This is a genomic window from Pedobacter sp. UYEF25 (genome assembly GCF_054061655.1).
Genome location: NZ_JBSSEL010000007.1, coordinates 184,553 through 198,671 on the forward strand (window position 1 = coordinate 184,553; position 14,119 = coordinate 198,671).

The 14,119-nt window shown below is 39.2% G+C and carries 13 protein-coding genes; 4 read left to right on the plus strand and 9 right to left on the minus strand.

Going from position 1 to position 14,119, the window contains the following annotated elements; translation table 11 throughout:
• Positions 1 to 48: 48 nt before the first annotated feature.
• From ACVWYG_RS09065 to mraZ, 4 genes are read right to left on the minus strand one after another with little or no spacing between them, the layout of a single operon-like run.
• A complete protein-coding gene (locus ACVWYG_RS09065) occupies positions 49 to 2,148 on the minus strand; it encodes a penicillin-binding protein (RefSeq protein WP_457269872.1) in 2,100 nt (699 codons plus the stop codon).
• On the minus strand, positions 2,138 to 2,563 hold the full coding sequence (locus tag ACVWYG_RS09070; RefSeq protein ID WP_457269873.1) for an FtsL-like putative cell division protein: 426 nt from the start codon (positions 2,561 to 2,563) through the stop codon (positions 2,138 to 2,140). Before ACVWYG_RS09070 ends, ACVWYG_RS09065 begins: the two co-directional genes overlap by 11 nt.
• Positions 2,560 to 3,465 (minus strand): 16S rRNA (cytosine(1402)-N(4))-methyltransferase RsmH, encoded by a 906-nt coding sequence (gene rsmH, locus ACVWYG_RS09075; protein ID WP_457269874.1) that lies wholly within the window; start codon positions 3,463 to 3,465, stop codon positions 2,560 to 2,562. Before rsmH ends, ACVWYG_RS09070 begins: the two co-directional genes overlap by 4 nt.
• Positions 3,458 to 3,922, minus strand: a complete 465-nt coding sequence (gene mraZ, locus ACVWYG_RS09080) for a division/cell wall cluster transcriptional repressor MraZ (protein ID WP_457269875.1) — start codon at positions 3,920 to 3,922, stop codon at positions 3,458 to 3,460. Before mraZ ends, rsmH begins: the two co-directional genes overlap by 8 nt.
• A gap of 366 nt (positions 3,923 to 4,288) precedes the next feature.
• On the opposite strand from mraZ, the gene ACVWYG_RS09085 reads away from it, so the two are divergent.
• The 4 genes from ACVWYG_RS09085 to porD all read left to right on the plus strand — a co-directional run bounded on the left by ACVWYG_RS09085 (position 4,289) and on the right by porD (position 7,703).
• Positions 4,289 to 5,212 (plus strand): outer membrane protein assembly factor BamD, encoded by a 924-nt coding sequence (locus ACVWYG_RS09085; RefSeq protein ID WP_457269876.1) that lies wholly within the window; start codon positions 4,289 to 4,291, stop codon positions 5,210 to 5,212.
• Between the two features lie 4 nt (positions 5,213 to 5,216).
• On the plus strand, positions 5,217 to 5,543 hold the full coding sequence (locus ACVWYG_RS09090; RefSeq protein WP_457269877.1) for a DNA-directed RNA polymerase subunit omega: 327 nt from the start codon (positions 5,217 to 5,219) through the stop codon (positions 5,541 to 5,543).
• 73 nt (positions 5,544 to 5,616) lie between these two features.
• Complete coding sequence (coaBC, locus tag ACVWYG_RS09095) at positions 5,617 to 6,810, plus strand: bifunctional phosphopantothenoylcysteine decarboxylase/phosphopantothenate--cysteine ligase CoaBC (protein WP_457269878.1); 1,194 nt, start codon at positions 5,617 to 5,619, stop codon at positions 6,808 to 6,810.
• On the plus strand, positions 6,807 to 7,703 hold the full coding sequence (gene porD, locus ACVWYG_RS09100) for a type IX secretion system protein PorD (protein ID WP_457269879.1): 897 nt from the start codon (positions 6,807 to 6,809) through the stop codon (positions 7,701 to 7,703). Before coaBC ends, porD begins: the two co-directional genes overlap by 4 nt.
• A gap of 135 nt (positions 7,704 to 7,838) precedes the next feature.
• On the opposite strand, the gene ACVWYG_RS09105 is transcribed toward porD, so the two are convergent.
• The 5 genes from ACVWYG_RS09105 to ACVWYG_RS09125 all read right to left on the minus strand — a co-directional run.
• Positions 7,839 to 9,836, minus strand: a complete 1,998-nt coding sequence (locus tag ACVWYG_RS09105) for an OmpA family protein (RefSeq protein ID WP_457269880.1) — start codon at positions 9,834 to 9,836, stop codon at positions 7,839 to 7,841.
• A 48-nt stretch (positions 9,837 to 9,884) separates the two neighbouring features.
• Positions 9,885 to 10,853: a PorP/SprF family type IX secretion system membrane protein gene (locus ACVWYG_RS09110; RefSeq protein WP_457269881.1), complete on the minus strand. Its 969-nt coding sequence runs from the start codon at positions 10,851 to 10,853 to the stop codon at positions 9,885 to 9,887.
• Positions 10,854 to 10,942: 89 nt separating this feature from the next.
• Positions 10,943 to 12,235 (minus strand): gliding motility-associated C-terminal domain-containing protein, encoded by a 1,293-nt coding sequence (locus ACVWYG_RS09115; RefSeq protein WP_457269882.1) that lies wholly within the window; start codon positions 12,233 to 12,235, stop codon positions 10,943 to 10,945.
• Between the two features lie 18 nt (positions 12,236 to 12,253).
• Positions 12,254 to 12,505 carry a hypothetical protein gene (locus tag ACVWYG_RS09120; protein ID WP_457269883.1) on the minus strand — a complete coding sequence of 84 codons (252 nt, stop codon included), beginning with the start codon at positions 12,503 to 12,505 and terminating at the stop codon, positions 12,254 to 12,256.
• 66 nt (positions 12,506 to 12,571) lie between these two features.
• Positions 12,572 to 14,119, minus strand: a 1,548-nt coding sequence (locus tag ACVWYG_RS09125; RefSeq protein ID WP_457269884.1) for a collagen-like triple helix repeat-containing protein, incomplete at its 5' end; no start/stop codon positions are given.

A 14,119-nucleotide genomic window follows, 5' to 3' on the forward strand; every position in this document is an offset into this window, starting at 1 on the left:
GAATTTTAATATTTAATTGGATATTTCAATTGTACAAACTTGCTTTACCTATTCTAGTAGAATTTGAACACCCGACCCATTTCCTACTTTGGTTCCGGCTGGAATGGATTGGCTTATCACCTTTCCAAAGCCCGATACTTTAGTCTTTAAACCAGCATTTCCCAAGAGATATAATGCATCTTTTAATCCCATGCCCTCTACATTAGGCATTAATCCTTTTCGCTCTTTATTTTCTTGGAAAACTGTTCCCGCACTTGTATCAACTATGTTGTAGTATTCTGATTTGGAAGCAAACAACGGCTTAAAACCAAATGCATGATACACCTGTTGTGTTGCTTTACTCTGACCCGCTTTTGTGGGTGGATTGATGGTATTCCCAACGAGTCTGGTAGGAACATCATTGTACATGGTAACATCGCTCGCATAAATCCTGTCTGCAACTTCGCGAAAAACGGGGCCTGAAACCGAAGCACCGTAATAGGCTCCTTTTGGATCATTGATAACTACAATCATTGAATATCTAGGCTTATCTGCGGGGAAATAACCAACAAAAGATGCTTGGTATTGCTTATTTACTTTATAGCCTCTGTTTCCATCAGCCACTTGAGCTGTACCCGTTTTACCGGCAATTCTATAAAGTGGGTTGTATACCACATTCTTTCCACTACCCTCGGTAACCACCCCCTCTAATAATTTCTTCATTTTATCTAAGGTGACGTCAGAACAAACTTTTTCATTAATTACCCTAGCGTGAAACTGTTCAATTGGGTTGCCCAACCTTCTTATTTCCTTTACAAAAAGGGGAGCAATCATTTTTCCATTATTTGCGATTGCGTTATAAAGTGTAAGCATTTTTAAAGGGGTCAACTGCATTTCATAACCGTACGCCATCTGTGGGAGCGTCATGTTTTTATTCCAACTTTTAAAACTTGGATTTTTCACAACAGGTCTTGCCTCGCCAGGTATTTGAAGCCCTAACTTCTTATTCAGCTCCCAATCATACAAATGATCGGTGAATTTTGAGGGATTTGCACCATATTTTGTATTTATAAGCTTTGCAACCGCCGCATTAGATGATTCTTCGAAAGCTTTTTTAACCGTAACTGTTTCTATCTTTGGATGGGAATCCTTTATCATGTGCCCGGGAATCTGGTAGTAACCCGTCCCTATCAAACTGTTGGTGTCTACTAAGTTATCTTCTAAAAGGGCCATATACGATGCCAGTTTAAAAGTAGAACCGGGATCTTGATTACCCGCAATGGCGTAGTTGAACTGTTCCGTATAGACGCCTTCGCTCACTTTCGAAAAATTCGAAATAGCGCGTATTTCTCCAGTGGCTACTTCCATTACGATTACGGTACCATGATCTGCCTGAGATTTAACCAACTGCTTTTCTAGTGCACTTTGAGCCAAGTCTTGCATATTTACATCGATGGTTGAAATGATATCTGCTCCATCTTTAGGTGCAATTTCCGCTTCCTCATTAACTGGTATATAATCGCCCCCAGCAATTCGTTGTTTCAATTGCCTACCAGTTTCCCCGTTAATGTATTCTGTATAAGCACCTTCTAAACCAACTCCATTTTTTACATTTTTATTCTTATACCCAATCGTTCTAGCTGCCAGTCTTTTAAACGGAAGAATACGCTTATTTTTCTCTATAGCAATTAAACCGCCTGTATATTTTCCTACATTAAAAAGCGGAAATGTTCTCACAGTCTTAAGGTCTGAGTAACTAACATCGCGTTGAAGCAACAAATACCGCTTATTTCCTTCTCTACCTTTTCGCAAAATACGAGAATACTCTTTAGAGGTTTTATCTTTGAAAAACGCCGATAATTTCATACCTAAAGAGTCTACCTTCTCGTAATAGAATTGCTTATCGGCAATTCCTCCTGCCTTTGTATCAATATGTAAATCGTACTCCGGTACCGACGTGGCAAGCAAACTGCCATCATTACTATAAATATTACCTCTTACTGCATCTATGGTAAAATACTTGGTCGACAAACTATCTGCCATAGCTTTCCATTTTTTGCCTTGCACATATTGCACTTGGCTTAAACGCAGAAAAACGGCCAAAGCAAATACTACAATCAGCCCAAAAGCTAAATAAACTCTAAGAAGGATTACTGACCTAATATTCATCGCTCTTTACCATTATTTTTTTTGGTGGCTCTATTAATTCCTTTATTCCTAAAGTATCTACCCTTTTTGCAACCTCTGTTAGCTTACTTCTAAACATTAAATCGGCTTTTAACGATTTATACTCCCAATTAAGTTCTTTCACCTCTGTTTTTAACTTACTTATTTTCCGCAAGTTGTTCATAGCGAAGTGGCTGTTACCGATATATATCATTCCTAGAAGCGCAAGAAAGCATACAAAAGGCAATGCGTTTGTAGCTTGTTCTTTTGTTACAAGACCATCATTAAACAGTCGACTGAAAAAAGAATTGCTATCCATTTTCTCAGCGGCGGTTTGCTTTTTCTTGAGTGCAGCTTTAAGGACAGGTTCTGGTCCTATTTCGTCTTCTTCGTATATATCGGGTCTAAACTTATTCATAGTTTTTCAGCAATTCTTAGTTTCGCACTACGAGCCCTACTATTTTGCGCAATTTCCGCTTCGTTTGCAATGGTTGCCTTACGATTTACAGCTGTCAAAGGCTTTTTTTGATTGCCAAAAAAGTCCTTTTCTACTTCTCCATTGAACTTGCCCTTTGCAATAAAATTTTTAACAGGCCTATCTTCTAAGCTATGGTAAGACATGACAACTAGCCTTCCTCCAGGCTTCAACACCGCTGCCGCCTGAAATAAAAAATCTTCCAGCGCGGTTATTTCTGCATTTACTTCTATACGCAATGCTTGGAAAACCTGCGCCAAATACTTATGTTCTTTTCCTTTCGGGATGTATGATTTTATAGCTTCCTTAAATTGATCGATTGTTTTAATTGATTGGTCTAATCGAGCGGTTGCAATAGCGCGGGCTAAAGATTTGGCATTCTTTACTTCGCCATACATGCCAAATATCTTATGCAACTTTTCTTCAGAATAGGTATTTAACACTTTCCCGGCAGTTAAAGGCGCATTTACGTCCATTCTCATATCTAGCTCAGCGTCGAAACGGGTGGAAAAACCACGCTCTGGCACATCGAACTGATGGGAGGAAACCCCTAGATCGGCCAATATGCCATCAACCTGTTTAAAACCCTTAAGCCGAAGGTTATTTTTTAAAAATCTAAAATTTTGGTCGATAAATAGAAACCGTTTATCTACTAATAAATTTTGTTGCGCATCTACATCTTGGTCAAAAGCGATCAAGGTTCCGTTTGTACCTAACTGACCTAAAATTGCTCTGGAATGACCGCCTCCACCAAAAGTAACGTCCACATAAACGCCGTCAGCTTTTATATTTAAACCATCTATACACTCATTCAGCATTACTGGAACATGGTAATTTTTATGCATCGCCTCCCCTTTCTCTTTTACCCATAACTTCTTCTGCTAGGTTCGCAAAATTTTCGGGAACATTATCAAAAATCCCCTCATAAGCATTTTTATCCCACACCTCAATCCTATCTAGTTGGCAAGCCAACACGATTTCAGTTCCCAAACCAGCATAATCCGCTAAAGATTTTGGCAGCAATATTCTCCCTGTCGCATCTAAAGAAAGGATGGTTGCCCCTCTAGTGAAAGACCTGATAAACGCCCTATTTTTTGATTCGTAAATATTTAGCTTTCCGAGCTCAGCCACAATACTATCCCAAATATTTTTTGGATAAATAATTAAGTTTTTCTCAAAACCCCTATTTATCACTAAGCCATCTTGCTCTGCCATAGGCAATTGCTTCTTTAGCACCGAAGGAACCATTAGGCGGCCTTTGGCGTCAAGTCTACAATCGAATTCTCCTATAAGCTGGGTCATTTGGGATTTACGCTTAATATGTAGTGTAAAAGTAAACAGTTTTACCACTTTTTACCACTTTTTACCACAAAAAAGTTTTCAACAGGTATTTTCTCCCACCATCTTAGATTTTAGTGAAAAATGTGGCTCAGCACTTATCATTAAAATTTCCCAAACGCGCTCCTGATTATCTATATAATCAACCGTTTGGAGAGCAATGAGGAACCATTAGTAGAAGCTAGCTATTCATGTGAAGCGTATAAATGCTAGAAAAATCCGACAGTTGTTAAAAGTTGTTAACGATATAGGTGTAATGGCTTGCAATATCTAGCTTAGCGGCCAATTGTTTTTATTGATGTTATGGTAATATTACTTTATCTTTGCAGGATGTTTAAAGCTAAACACTTAATCCTTTTGTTTTTTATTGCTTGTTTGGGGCTAGCTGGGTGTAAAAGCCGCTTCGAGAAACTCAAGGCAAGTAACGATGTTGGAAAAAAATACCAAGAAGCATTGCGTTTATATAACAAAGGTGATTATAGCAAGGCTTTAATTCTTTTTGAGGATTTATCTCAAAAATACAGAGGTCGCGCTGAAGCAGAAGATCTCAATTATTACTATGCCTATACATTATATAGGTTAAAAGATTTCACCACTGCTAGATATCAATTTAAAAGTTTTGCAGAAACATATCCTTCCAGCAGAAATGCAGAAGAAGCGCGTTTTATGGGCGCCTATTGTTACTATTTGGAGTCGCCGATTTTTTCCTTGGACCAGGCAAACACTTACAAGGCGATTGATGCGCTTCAATTATTTATAAACTTATATCCAACCAGTGAGCGTTCAGCAACCGCATCGAAATACATAGCTGATTTGCGAGGGAAACTAGAAGAGAAAGCTTTTGAAAATGCTAAACTTTACTTAACTACTGGTCCGTCAAACCCTGATAATTATCGGGCTGCTGTTATTGCGTTTAAAAATGCGCAGCGAGACTTTCCGGACATTAGATATTCGGAGGAAATGGATTATTTAATTATCGAAGCGCAATACCTTTATGCAAAAAACAGCATCGTCTATAGGCAAGATGAAAGGTATACCGAAGCACTTGGCTTTTATGATGAGTTTGTAGAAAACCATGCTGAAAGCAAGTTTACAAAGGATGCTAACGGCCTTAAACAGGACATAAAAAACGGCATATCTACTGCAAAGGCTCAAATGGCTGACTATGCCGCACAGGATGAGAAATACAAAAAAATGCTTATTAGATCTGGCAGATTGAAAGATACTACACTTACAGACATCAAAAATAATTAAAAACATGACTACAAATAAACCTGTTGTACCGAATACTACGGTTACCAGAAATGTAAGAGAATTAGATAAAACGACTGATAATATATATGAAAGTTTGGTAATAATTGCTAAAAGAGCTAACCAAATTTCTAATAATGTTAAGGAAGAGTTGCATGGCAAGCTTGCAGAATTTGCCTCTAGCAATGATAATTTAGAAGAGATTTTCGAAAATAGAGAACAGATTGAGATTAGCAAACATTACGAACGGATGCCGAAACCTGTATTGGTAGCGATTGATGAGTTCCTAAACGACAAAATCTACCATAGAAATCCCTCAAGAGAGCAAAAATAAAATTTTGTAGCGCAAGCTCTTAGTGTGACTTCTTGGCTGCTTTGTGCTATTAGCAAAATAGCCGGTGTATACTATGCTTAAAAATAAAAATATTATCCTTGGCGTTTGCGGAAGTATTGCGGCTTATAAAGCGGCTTTTTTAATAAGATTGCTCGTAAAGGCAGGTGCAAACGTCAAGGTAATTCTTACCAAAAGTGGCGGCAACTTCATCACCCCACTCACGCTAGCAACACTTTCTAAAAACGCTGTATTATCGGAATATTTCGATCCCGAAACTGGCGTGTGGAACAATCATGTAGCCCTAGGGCTTTGGGCTGATGTTATTTTGATCGCTCCCGCTACTGCAAATACTCTGGCAGAGTTGGCCAATGGAATATGTAATGAACTTCTTGCTGCCGTATATCTTTCTGCAAGATGCCCTATCTACATAGCTCCAGCTATGGATCTTGACATGTGGAAACATGGAGCCACTCAAAAAAACATAGCTATTTTAAAAGCAAATAGAAACTTGATAATCTCGCCAGGTGTTGGCGAGCTAGCGAGCGGTTTAGTTGGAGAAGGACGCATGGCAGAACCGGATGAAATGGCTTCTATTTTAGAATCTTTTTTTTCCAATAATTTACCCCTGAAGGGGAAGAAAGCATTGGTTTCGGCTGGTCCTACTTTCGAAGCCATCGATCCTGTACGTTTTATTGGAAATCATTCGTCAGGAAAAATGGGTTTTGCGTTGGCAGAGGAATTATATCATTTAGGCGCGGAAGTGATACTTGTTACCGGGCCAACCGCCATGCAGACCGAATTACCAATTTTAAGAATAGACGTCACATCCGCCCAAGAAATGCTCGAGGCTTGCCTATCGAATTTTTTGGGTACGGCTATTACGATTATGAGTGCGGCTGTCGCCGACTATAGACCAAAAACAGTTTCTACACATAAGATAAAAAAAGCTGGAAATGATTTAAATCTTGAACTAGAAAGAACAGTAGATATTTTAGAGGCGCTTGGGAAGCAAAAAACAATTGACCAGATTCTGGTTGGTTTTGCTTTGGAAACCCACGATGAGGAAAATTATGCAAAGAAGAAAATAACAACGAAAAATCTTGATTTTGTGGTGCTGAATTCCTTAAATGACGCAGGCGCAGGTTTTAAAAGTGATACAAACAAGGTTACCATTTTTGACAAACACCTTTCTCGATCTGAATTTAAATTAAAAGATAAAAAAGAGGTTGCAAGAGATATTTGCAACACCATTTTAGCAGGACTATGAAAAACAAAACAATAATTGCTTTGATGTTATCGCTGTTCTTTTTTTCTAACGTTTTTGCACAAGAATTAAACGCTAACATACAAATTTTAGCACCAAGAGTATCTAATTTAAATAAGGCCGGAATTGAGGAGTTAAAGACTTCCATCCGTACATTCTTAAATAATAATAAATTTAATAACGAATTTTATTTACCTCAAGAACGGATAAACTGCAGCTTCGTGGTAACCATAAACTCTTGGGATGGGGGCTCCGGATACACGGCTGAAGCACAAATTCAAAGTAGTAGACCTGTTTTTAATTCTTCCTATAACACCACTCTTTTAAGTATAAATGATAAAAACTTTGATTTCAGTTATAACGATGGCTCCGCTATAGATTTTTCTGAACAGACCTATACCTCCAATTTAAGTGCGCTGTTAACCTATTACGCGTATACCATAATCGGTTTAGACAAAGACAGTTTCGCTAAATTTGGAGGAACTCCTTATTTTCAAAAGGCGCAAAAAACGGTCAATTTGGCACAAGTTTCTGGTAATGCAGGATGGAAAGCATCAGACGGTTTGCGGAATAGATTTTGGTTCAATGAAAATGTATTGAATCCAATTTTTTCAGACTTGAGAAGTTTTATCTATACGTATCATTTAAAAGGATTGGATCAATTGTCGCGAGGTAATGAAGGCCTAAATGCAATTAACGATGTGTTGCCAGACCTGGAAAAATTAGATAAGCAAAAAATAGGATCAATTTTCCCAAATATTTATCTAGCTGCTAAAGCAGATGAAATTGCGCAAGTGTTATCCAAATTAGATCCGCAACAAAGATTAAAGGCTTATAACCTCCTTGGCGCATTAGATCCTGCGAATGTGGGCAAGTACGAAGTTTTAAAGAAATAACAATTGAACCATTTCTACTTATCCTGCCGAATACCTGTCATATAAATAGCATCTAACAGCGGTAAAAAAACACCCCGCTCCTTTAAGGAAGCGAGGTGCCGAGACGTCAATATGTTTATTGTATTAATTTAGTAACTATTGTTTGGTAATCTTAAATTCTGTTCTACGATTTAATTGATAATCTGCCGCACTGCATTTTACTCCATTAATACATTTATTCACTGGTTGAGTCTCTCCATAACCCTTTGCTTCTATCCTGTTTTTATTTACACCCTTACCTATGATGTATTTCACTGCTGCATCAGCTCTGCGTTGAGACAGCTTTAAATTGTAAGGATTACTACCTCTACTATCTGTATGAGAACCGAGCTCTATCCATATGGTTGGGTTATCTTTCATTACTTTTACAAGTTTATCCAATTCGATAGCGGCATCAGGTCTTATGTTAGATTTATTAAAATCGTAGTAAATATTCTCGAGCTTGATAGGTTTATTTATGACGATCTCTTCGAGATATAGGTTTTGTTCAAGTTTAGCTGATGCCTGCAAGTCTTTAGTGGTTATTTCAGAATTATCTCCTCTGAAACCCGTTTTCTCTCCCGAAAGTTTATAATCGGAAGCCGAGTCAAGCTTAAATTTAAAATCTCCGGTTACGTCCGTTTCAAATTTTAGTGTTTCTCCATTAATCTTATTTAAGCTCACTAATGCATTTGCCAAAGGGGTGTTTTTGCTTTTGTCGAAAACTTTACCTGCTAACGTAAACGCTAATAATTTCTTTATTGTTAGGTGATAAATATCATCGCTACCGATTCCATCTGTCCGATTAGACGAAAGGAAACCATCCGTATCGCTGTACATATTAAATGCAAAATCATCTTGCGAGGAATTAATTGGATAATGCATATTGACCGGTGCAGAGAAATCGTTACCTGTTTTGATGCTTTTGTAGACATCTAACCCTCCCATACCCACTCTGCCGTCGCTACTAAAATAAAAAGAACCATCTTTGGTTAGACTCGGACTTCTATCGTTTCCTCCAGAGTTCAGTTCTTCAAGATTTTCCGGACTGCCCCAATCTCCGCTCGTATTTTTATTGCAAACGTAGAGATCCATACCACCAACGCCACCTGGAATATTCGAACTAAAATATAAGGTTTTTCCATCGGCAGAGATAAAAGGATCTCCGACTGAAAAACCTCCTGCACTGTTATATTTGAACGAGGTTGGTTCTTCCCACTTACCATTTGAACCTTTAGTCGCTGTAAAGATCTGGACGATTAAGCTATCTGACTTGTTTTCCTTATTTGCGCTGTTGTTAAGTTTCAAATTTTGATAGCTTTGGGAACGCGCATAATAAACGGTAGCTCCATCAGCGGTAAAACTTGCAGGACCCATGTGATATGCAGTTGCATCCACGAGAGGAAATTGGATTACACTGTCCTTACCTTCTTCTTTTTCATATAAACTAAGATAAGCATTTCCAGTCCTTCCAAATATGTTGGTGCTCGGCTTTTTATCACCATCGAATTTCAAAAAAGGTTTACCTTTTTTATTTTTATCATCTCCAACTTGCTCCCTGTCTGAAACAAAAACAATATTTCCAGATTGCTTTACAGCACCCCACTCTGATTTTTTAGAATTTAGGTCTTTTTGATTTATAACTTTGGCATCTGTGGGATTTCGCATCCAGATTACCGAAGAATCGCAGCCAGCAACCCAAATGCGCTGCTGAGAGGCAGAAACATCTTTATTCAACGATCCGTATTTTAAGTATTGTAGCTTTGCCTCACTGTATTTTCCATTATTTTGCAATGCCTTCGCATATTCTAGCACATTAGAGGAGGGACTTCCTTTCATTTCCGACGCAATGGCAAACCAACTTTCAGCTAATTTAAAATTACTTTGGGCAGAGTAACTTTCGGCTGCACGTTGTGCTGAATGTAGTGTTGCCTGCTTTTTATAGGCCTGCTCGTACAAATCTGCAGCCTTATGATAGTTATTGAGCGCAAATTGGGCGTCCGCCTCTTTAATCACGTATTGGGCATTTGCTGATGCAATCGCTGTCAAAAGCAAAGCTGAACAAAGTATATTCGATCTAAAACGAATCAATAACTTTTGTATCTGTAGTTCCATATTATAAATCGTTAATCTAGGCGCTGTTAGAATTTTACTTTAAGTTTTCTAAAAATATCTTGGCGAAATTACCCTCGTATTTTTTGTACCAAATAAATAACTTATGGAGATTTCGTGCGTACCACCACTATAACTTTGTAAGGCACCGACCGAAAAATCATATGCATAGCCTAGTCGAAAATTACTTGTAGGGAAAACTTGTATTGCTGCAACTGCCGAATTTAACTGACTCAAGTCTTTCTGAAGATAGTCTTTGCTGTACAATTTTACACCAGTTCGATAAGAGCCTCCCAGCCAAAGCCGGTTTCCCAGAATAAAGAATGCGTTTAAATCTAAACTTGTTGGTCCACCTCTATCATCCTTTAATAAGAAAGACGGCTTTAATAAAACATCTGTTGATAGTGGTACCAATACTCCTGCGGTGAGATAATAGTGAATTTTTGGCTGTGGAATAAAAGCGTATCTGTCTATGTTCACATACTGAGAAATAATATTATCGGCACTAATTCCTGCATAAAAGCGATTGTCAGAATAATAAACGCCCGCTCGCGCATCTGGGATAATATTGGTTTGAAGACCCGTTGGCTGGTTTGGCTCGGGATCGTTTGGATTAAGCAACGAGCCGTCTATCCCCAACTGTATGGCGCCGACACCCAATCCAAAAGCGAGTCTAGCACTACCATCGTCGTTCATGGAAATTCTATAGGCATAATTTCCGTAGACAGATTGATTGCGCTGTGCTCCGAGTCTATCGCTAGAAACCTGCAGCGCGAACCCTACATTTCCGTCATTTGCTATTGCATCAACAGCGACAGAGAGCGTGGTGGGCGATCCTGCAATTCCAGTCCATTGGTTTCTATAAAAAGCGTGAAGGTTTAGCTGCTCCTTGTATCCTGCATAAGCAGGATTAATATAAATACCGTTAAACATATACTGGCTAAATTGGGCGTCTTGCTGTGCTACCGAAATCTTGGCACACAAGCTAAAAAGCACTAAAAGTGGTAAAAGTTGTTTCATAGATTTTTAACTTTTAACGCGCAATAGGTATCGCACGGAATTTCTAATTGTTTTATTCAATTCTATCGGAGCGCTTTACAAAAAATCAATTACTTTTTAAATGCGCGCACCAATGTTACGTATCCAGTAAAAATGGTAGGCTCACTTTCTGCTGTCTCCCTAACGCTTAACTTATAGAAGTAAGTCCCTTCATTTAGCCCATTCCCACTCCAGTTGTTCTGATAGTTGTTAGCTTTATATACTTCGTTACCCCAACGATTTACAATTACTAAGTCATTGGAATAGAATAGATCCAAACCGCGTATCTCGAATACGTCATTGATCCCATCACCATTAGGTGTAAATAAGTTTGGAATAAACAAGTCTTTTCCACTTACTGATAATTTGGTGAAAAATGAGCCATCGGACTGCGGACTGCCGGTCAATTGAAGATTATTTCTACCATGTAATCCAATAGATGGATTACTACCCTTTATCAAACTGTATTGTGTATTTCCTAAATATTGAGCAATACCTGCGTTTTGATCTTTAAAAGACGACCCATTGGTTGCTTGGTTATGTTGCAAAAGTAGGTTTACCTTTGAAGGTGTAGCCGCGTAAATATTCCACATTCTGTCCATACCCACCGCAGGATTTTTAAGCGGAATATTAGAAGCCGAATAATTCTGCACACTCACATAAATTTTGCTCGCAGTACTGGGGGTGATGGTTGCGGGAGTATAGTCCTGCACCGCTATTCCCACTGGGAAGACAAAACTATCTGAACCTGCATAATCTTTTATCATATGTCCAGCAATGCTGTTTCCTGTTACTACCAATCGGTCTTGCGCATACCCTAAGATTTGCCCAGTATTGTTAAAAGCCAAATCGTTTCCGTTCAACACGATGTTAGCTCCACTAACGGCTAAGCTAAGTGTGTTGCCGATATTTAAGGCAGCAGCAGCTGCACCGGAAGGATTGGTAGTGGCATATCCTGGATCTGAGATATCTTTCAGGTCTACACTGTTGTCGTTACTGTTTTCTATCAGAAGATTTAAAAAACTTCCATTATTGCCATCTATTGTGGTAGAACCTGAGCCCATTGTAGGATAGAAAATATTACTACCGGGATTATAGATTACAATCTTTCCGCTTCCGCTGAACGTGGCGCTTGGCGCAATCCATACATTCTTGCTATAAATCTCTAAAGTTCCATTGATCGTCCAATTCGTGTTGGGACCAAAGTAACTACTCTCCGAAAATCGCTGTTCTGTTGTGCCAGCAGAAATTGTGACGATACTATTGTCTGTGGTGCTTGAGCCAGCACCACTTTGAGCGCTGACCGTTACCGCTGTTAGCAACAACAAGGGCAAAATGACCAGTGTGTAAATTAATCTTTTCATCTGTTATGTTTATAACCGTTACCGTTTAAGGATATCTTTATCAATTTTTTTAAACTCATAAAAACTGACCTTTAATTTTGTGAATACCACCTCCGCATATTGGCATTTCGTCTTTCCTACATTGATCTTAACCACCAAGCCGCTGTGACTGATAATCTCTGTCGCGCTTGTACTAAAAACCGAATTTATATCTCCTCTATTCCAATTAATGATTGTGTAAGCCTCTACAGAATCCAAAACTGTAAATTTATGTTGGATATCTTTAATCAATTTTTAGCTAAGACAATGTAAAAGCGTACCACTAAACTATCGATAGAATTGAACTAGTCATTCAAACTATTTTACTTGATGAATGGTAAAATAAGTTTGTGTACTGCCTAATAAGTTAAGTGTTATTAACGGCAGCTTTAATCCAAACTGAATTTTATCACCAGCATTAAGCTTTACTAAAGTTTCGGTAGAACGTGTTGGCGGAGAAACATCAAGGTTCACAACCAAATTTACATTTACACTTAAGAAACGCTCTTCAGCGATAAGGGTTGGAGTATTAGATGCTGATGGGATTTTGAATATTCCCACACCAAACTCTGCAGCGCTTACCAACCCTCTTGAATCTGCTTGTACAAACACACTGTAAATCCCAGCTTGTTTAGCAGTAAAAATTCCAGTTGTAGAGTTGTACTCATTATTTTCATCGAACTGCTTTCCTGCTGCCGGAAAAGTTATGGCTCTGTAACCTCCTAAAAGTGTAAGAGTTAATAGAGACGGGGCGGTAGAACCTTGATAGTTTAGGAAAGACTTCAATTGACCTGGTCCTTGATCGACAAGCTTTAGAACGCCATTTACATCCGCTACAACCGCTTTGTCTATAGCCGCGCCGGGTTGAAGACCTGATAATGCCAGTGTATTCAATGCACTCGTTGTGATGATTGTTTTCTGGATCAAAGTTCCCCCTAACTGTGTGTTGCCGGGAACATTTGCAGTTAGACCATTATCTGCGGTAAATAAAGGCAGGAATGCGATAGGCGATAAAGATCTGAGTGAGCCTGCTGCATTTCTCGTTATCAGCTCATCTCCAATTAAACCTGCCGGCAATCCCGTTATTGACAAGGTATTTACTCCTCCTGTCGCAATAGTTGTTGCCTTGATAAGTGCGCCACCCAGTTGTGTATTTATGCCTGTTTTCGTTAATCCGTTATTCGAGGTGGTATTAGTTAGTGAAGTTAAATCAATTGTTTTTGTGTTTCCACGTTCTAACGTTAAGGTAAGTATCTTTGTAGCTGCATCAACGGAAAAATCAGTTATTGTTTGATTATCGGTATTTACCACTGTGTTATTAATGATGTAAGGATCAGCGGCACTTCCAGTCCCAGTAATATTAATCCCGGTACCGGCTTTACTTGCCCCACCAATTCCTGCCGTGCCCGTGGCACCCATTGGACCAGTAGCTCCTGTCAATCCTGTTGCTCCTACAGCCCCGTTGCTTCCGGTAGCACCCGCAGCTCCTGCATCACCCTTCGGACCATTGATTCTCGTATATATTTCGGTAGTTGGGTTGTAAACATAGGTTCCGCTATCATTAGTTACTATGGTAACACCTGCACCAGGAGCACCTGGAAGCCCTGAACCAGGTTTCCCAGGTGTGCCGGTTGTACCAGGTAAGCCTTGAACACCTACCACGCCTGCATCACCCTTATCACCCTTTGGACCATTGATTCGCGTATATATTTCTGTAGTAGGATTGTAAACATAGGTTCCGCTGTCGTTAGTTACTATGGTAACACCTGCGCCAGGAGCACCTGGAAGCCCTGAACCAGGTTTCCCAGGTGTGCCGGTTGTACCAGGTAAGCCTTGAACACCTACCACGCCTGCATCACCCTTATC

Excerpts from the sequence above, each read along its gene's own strand:
- ACVWYG_RS09105 (WP_457269880.1), bottom strand. The coding sequence starts at position 9,836 with ATGGAACTACAGATACAAAAGTTATTGATTCGTTTTAGATCGAATATA.
- ACVWYG_RS09065 (WP_457269872.1), bottom strand. The coding sequence starts at position 2,148 with ATGAATATTAGGTCAGTAATCCTTCTTAGAGTTTATTTAGCTTTTGGG.
- ACVWYG_RS09110 (WP_457269881.1), bottom strand. The coding sequence starts at position 10,853 with ATGAAACAACTTTTACCACTTTTAGTGCTTTTTAGCTTGTGTGCCAAG.
- mraZ (WP_457269875.1), bottom strand. The coding sequence starts at position 3,922 with ATGACCCAGCTTATAGGAGAATTCGATTGTAGACTTGACGCCAAAGGC.
- ACVWYG_RS09115 (WP_457269882.1), bottom strand. The coding sequence starts at position 12,235 with ATGAAAAGATTAATTTACACACTGGTCATTTTGCCCTTGTTGTTGCTA.
- rsmH (WP_457269874.1), bottom strand. The coding sequence starts at position 3,465 with ATGCATAAAAATTACCATGTTCCAGTAATGCTGAATGAGTGTATAGAT.
- coaBC (WP_457269878.1), top strand. The coding sequence starts at position 5,617 with ATGCTTAAAAATAAAAATATTATCCTTGGCGTTTGCGGAAGTATTGCG.
- porD (WP_457269879.1), top strand. The coding sequence starts at position 6,807 with ATGAAAAACAAAACAATAATTGCTTTGATGTTATCGCTGTTCTTTTTT.
- ACVWYG_RS09070 (WP_457269873.1), bottom strand. The coding sequence starts at position 2,563 with ATGAATAAGTTTAGACCCGATATATACGAAGAAGACGAAATAGGACCA.
- ACVWYG_RS09085 (WP_457269876.1), top strand. The coding sequence starts at position 4,289 with ATGTTTAAAGCTAAACACTTAATCCTTTTGTTTTTTATTGCTTGTTTG.
- ACVWYG_RS09090 (WP_457269877.1), top strand. The coding sequence starts at position 5,217 with ATGACTACAAATAAACCTGTTGTACCGAATACTACGGTTACCAGAAAT.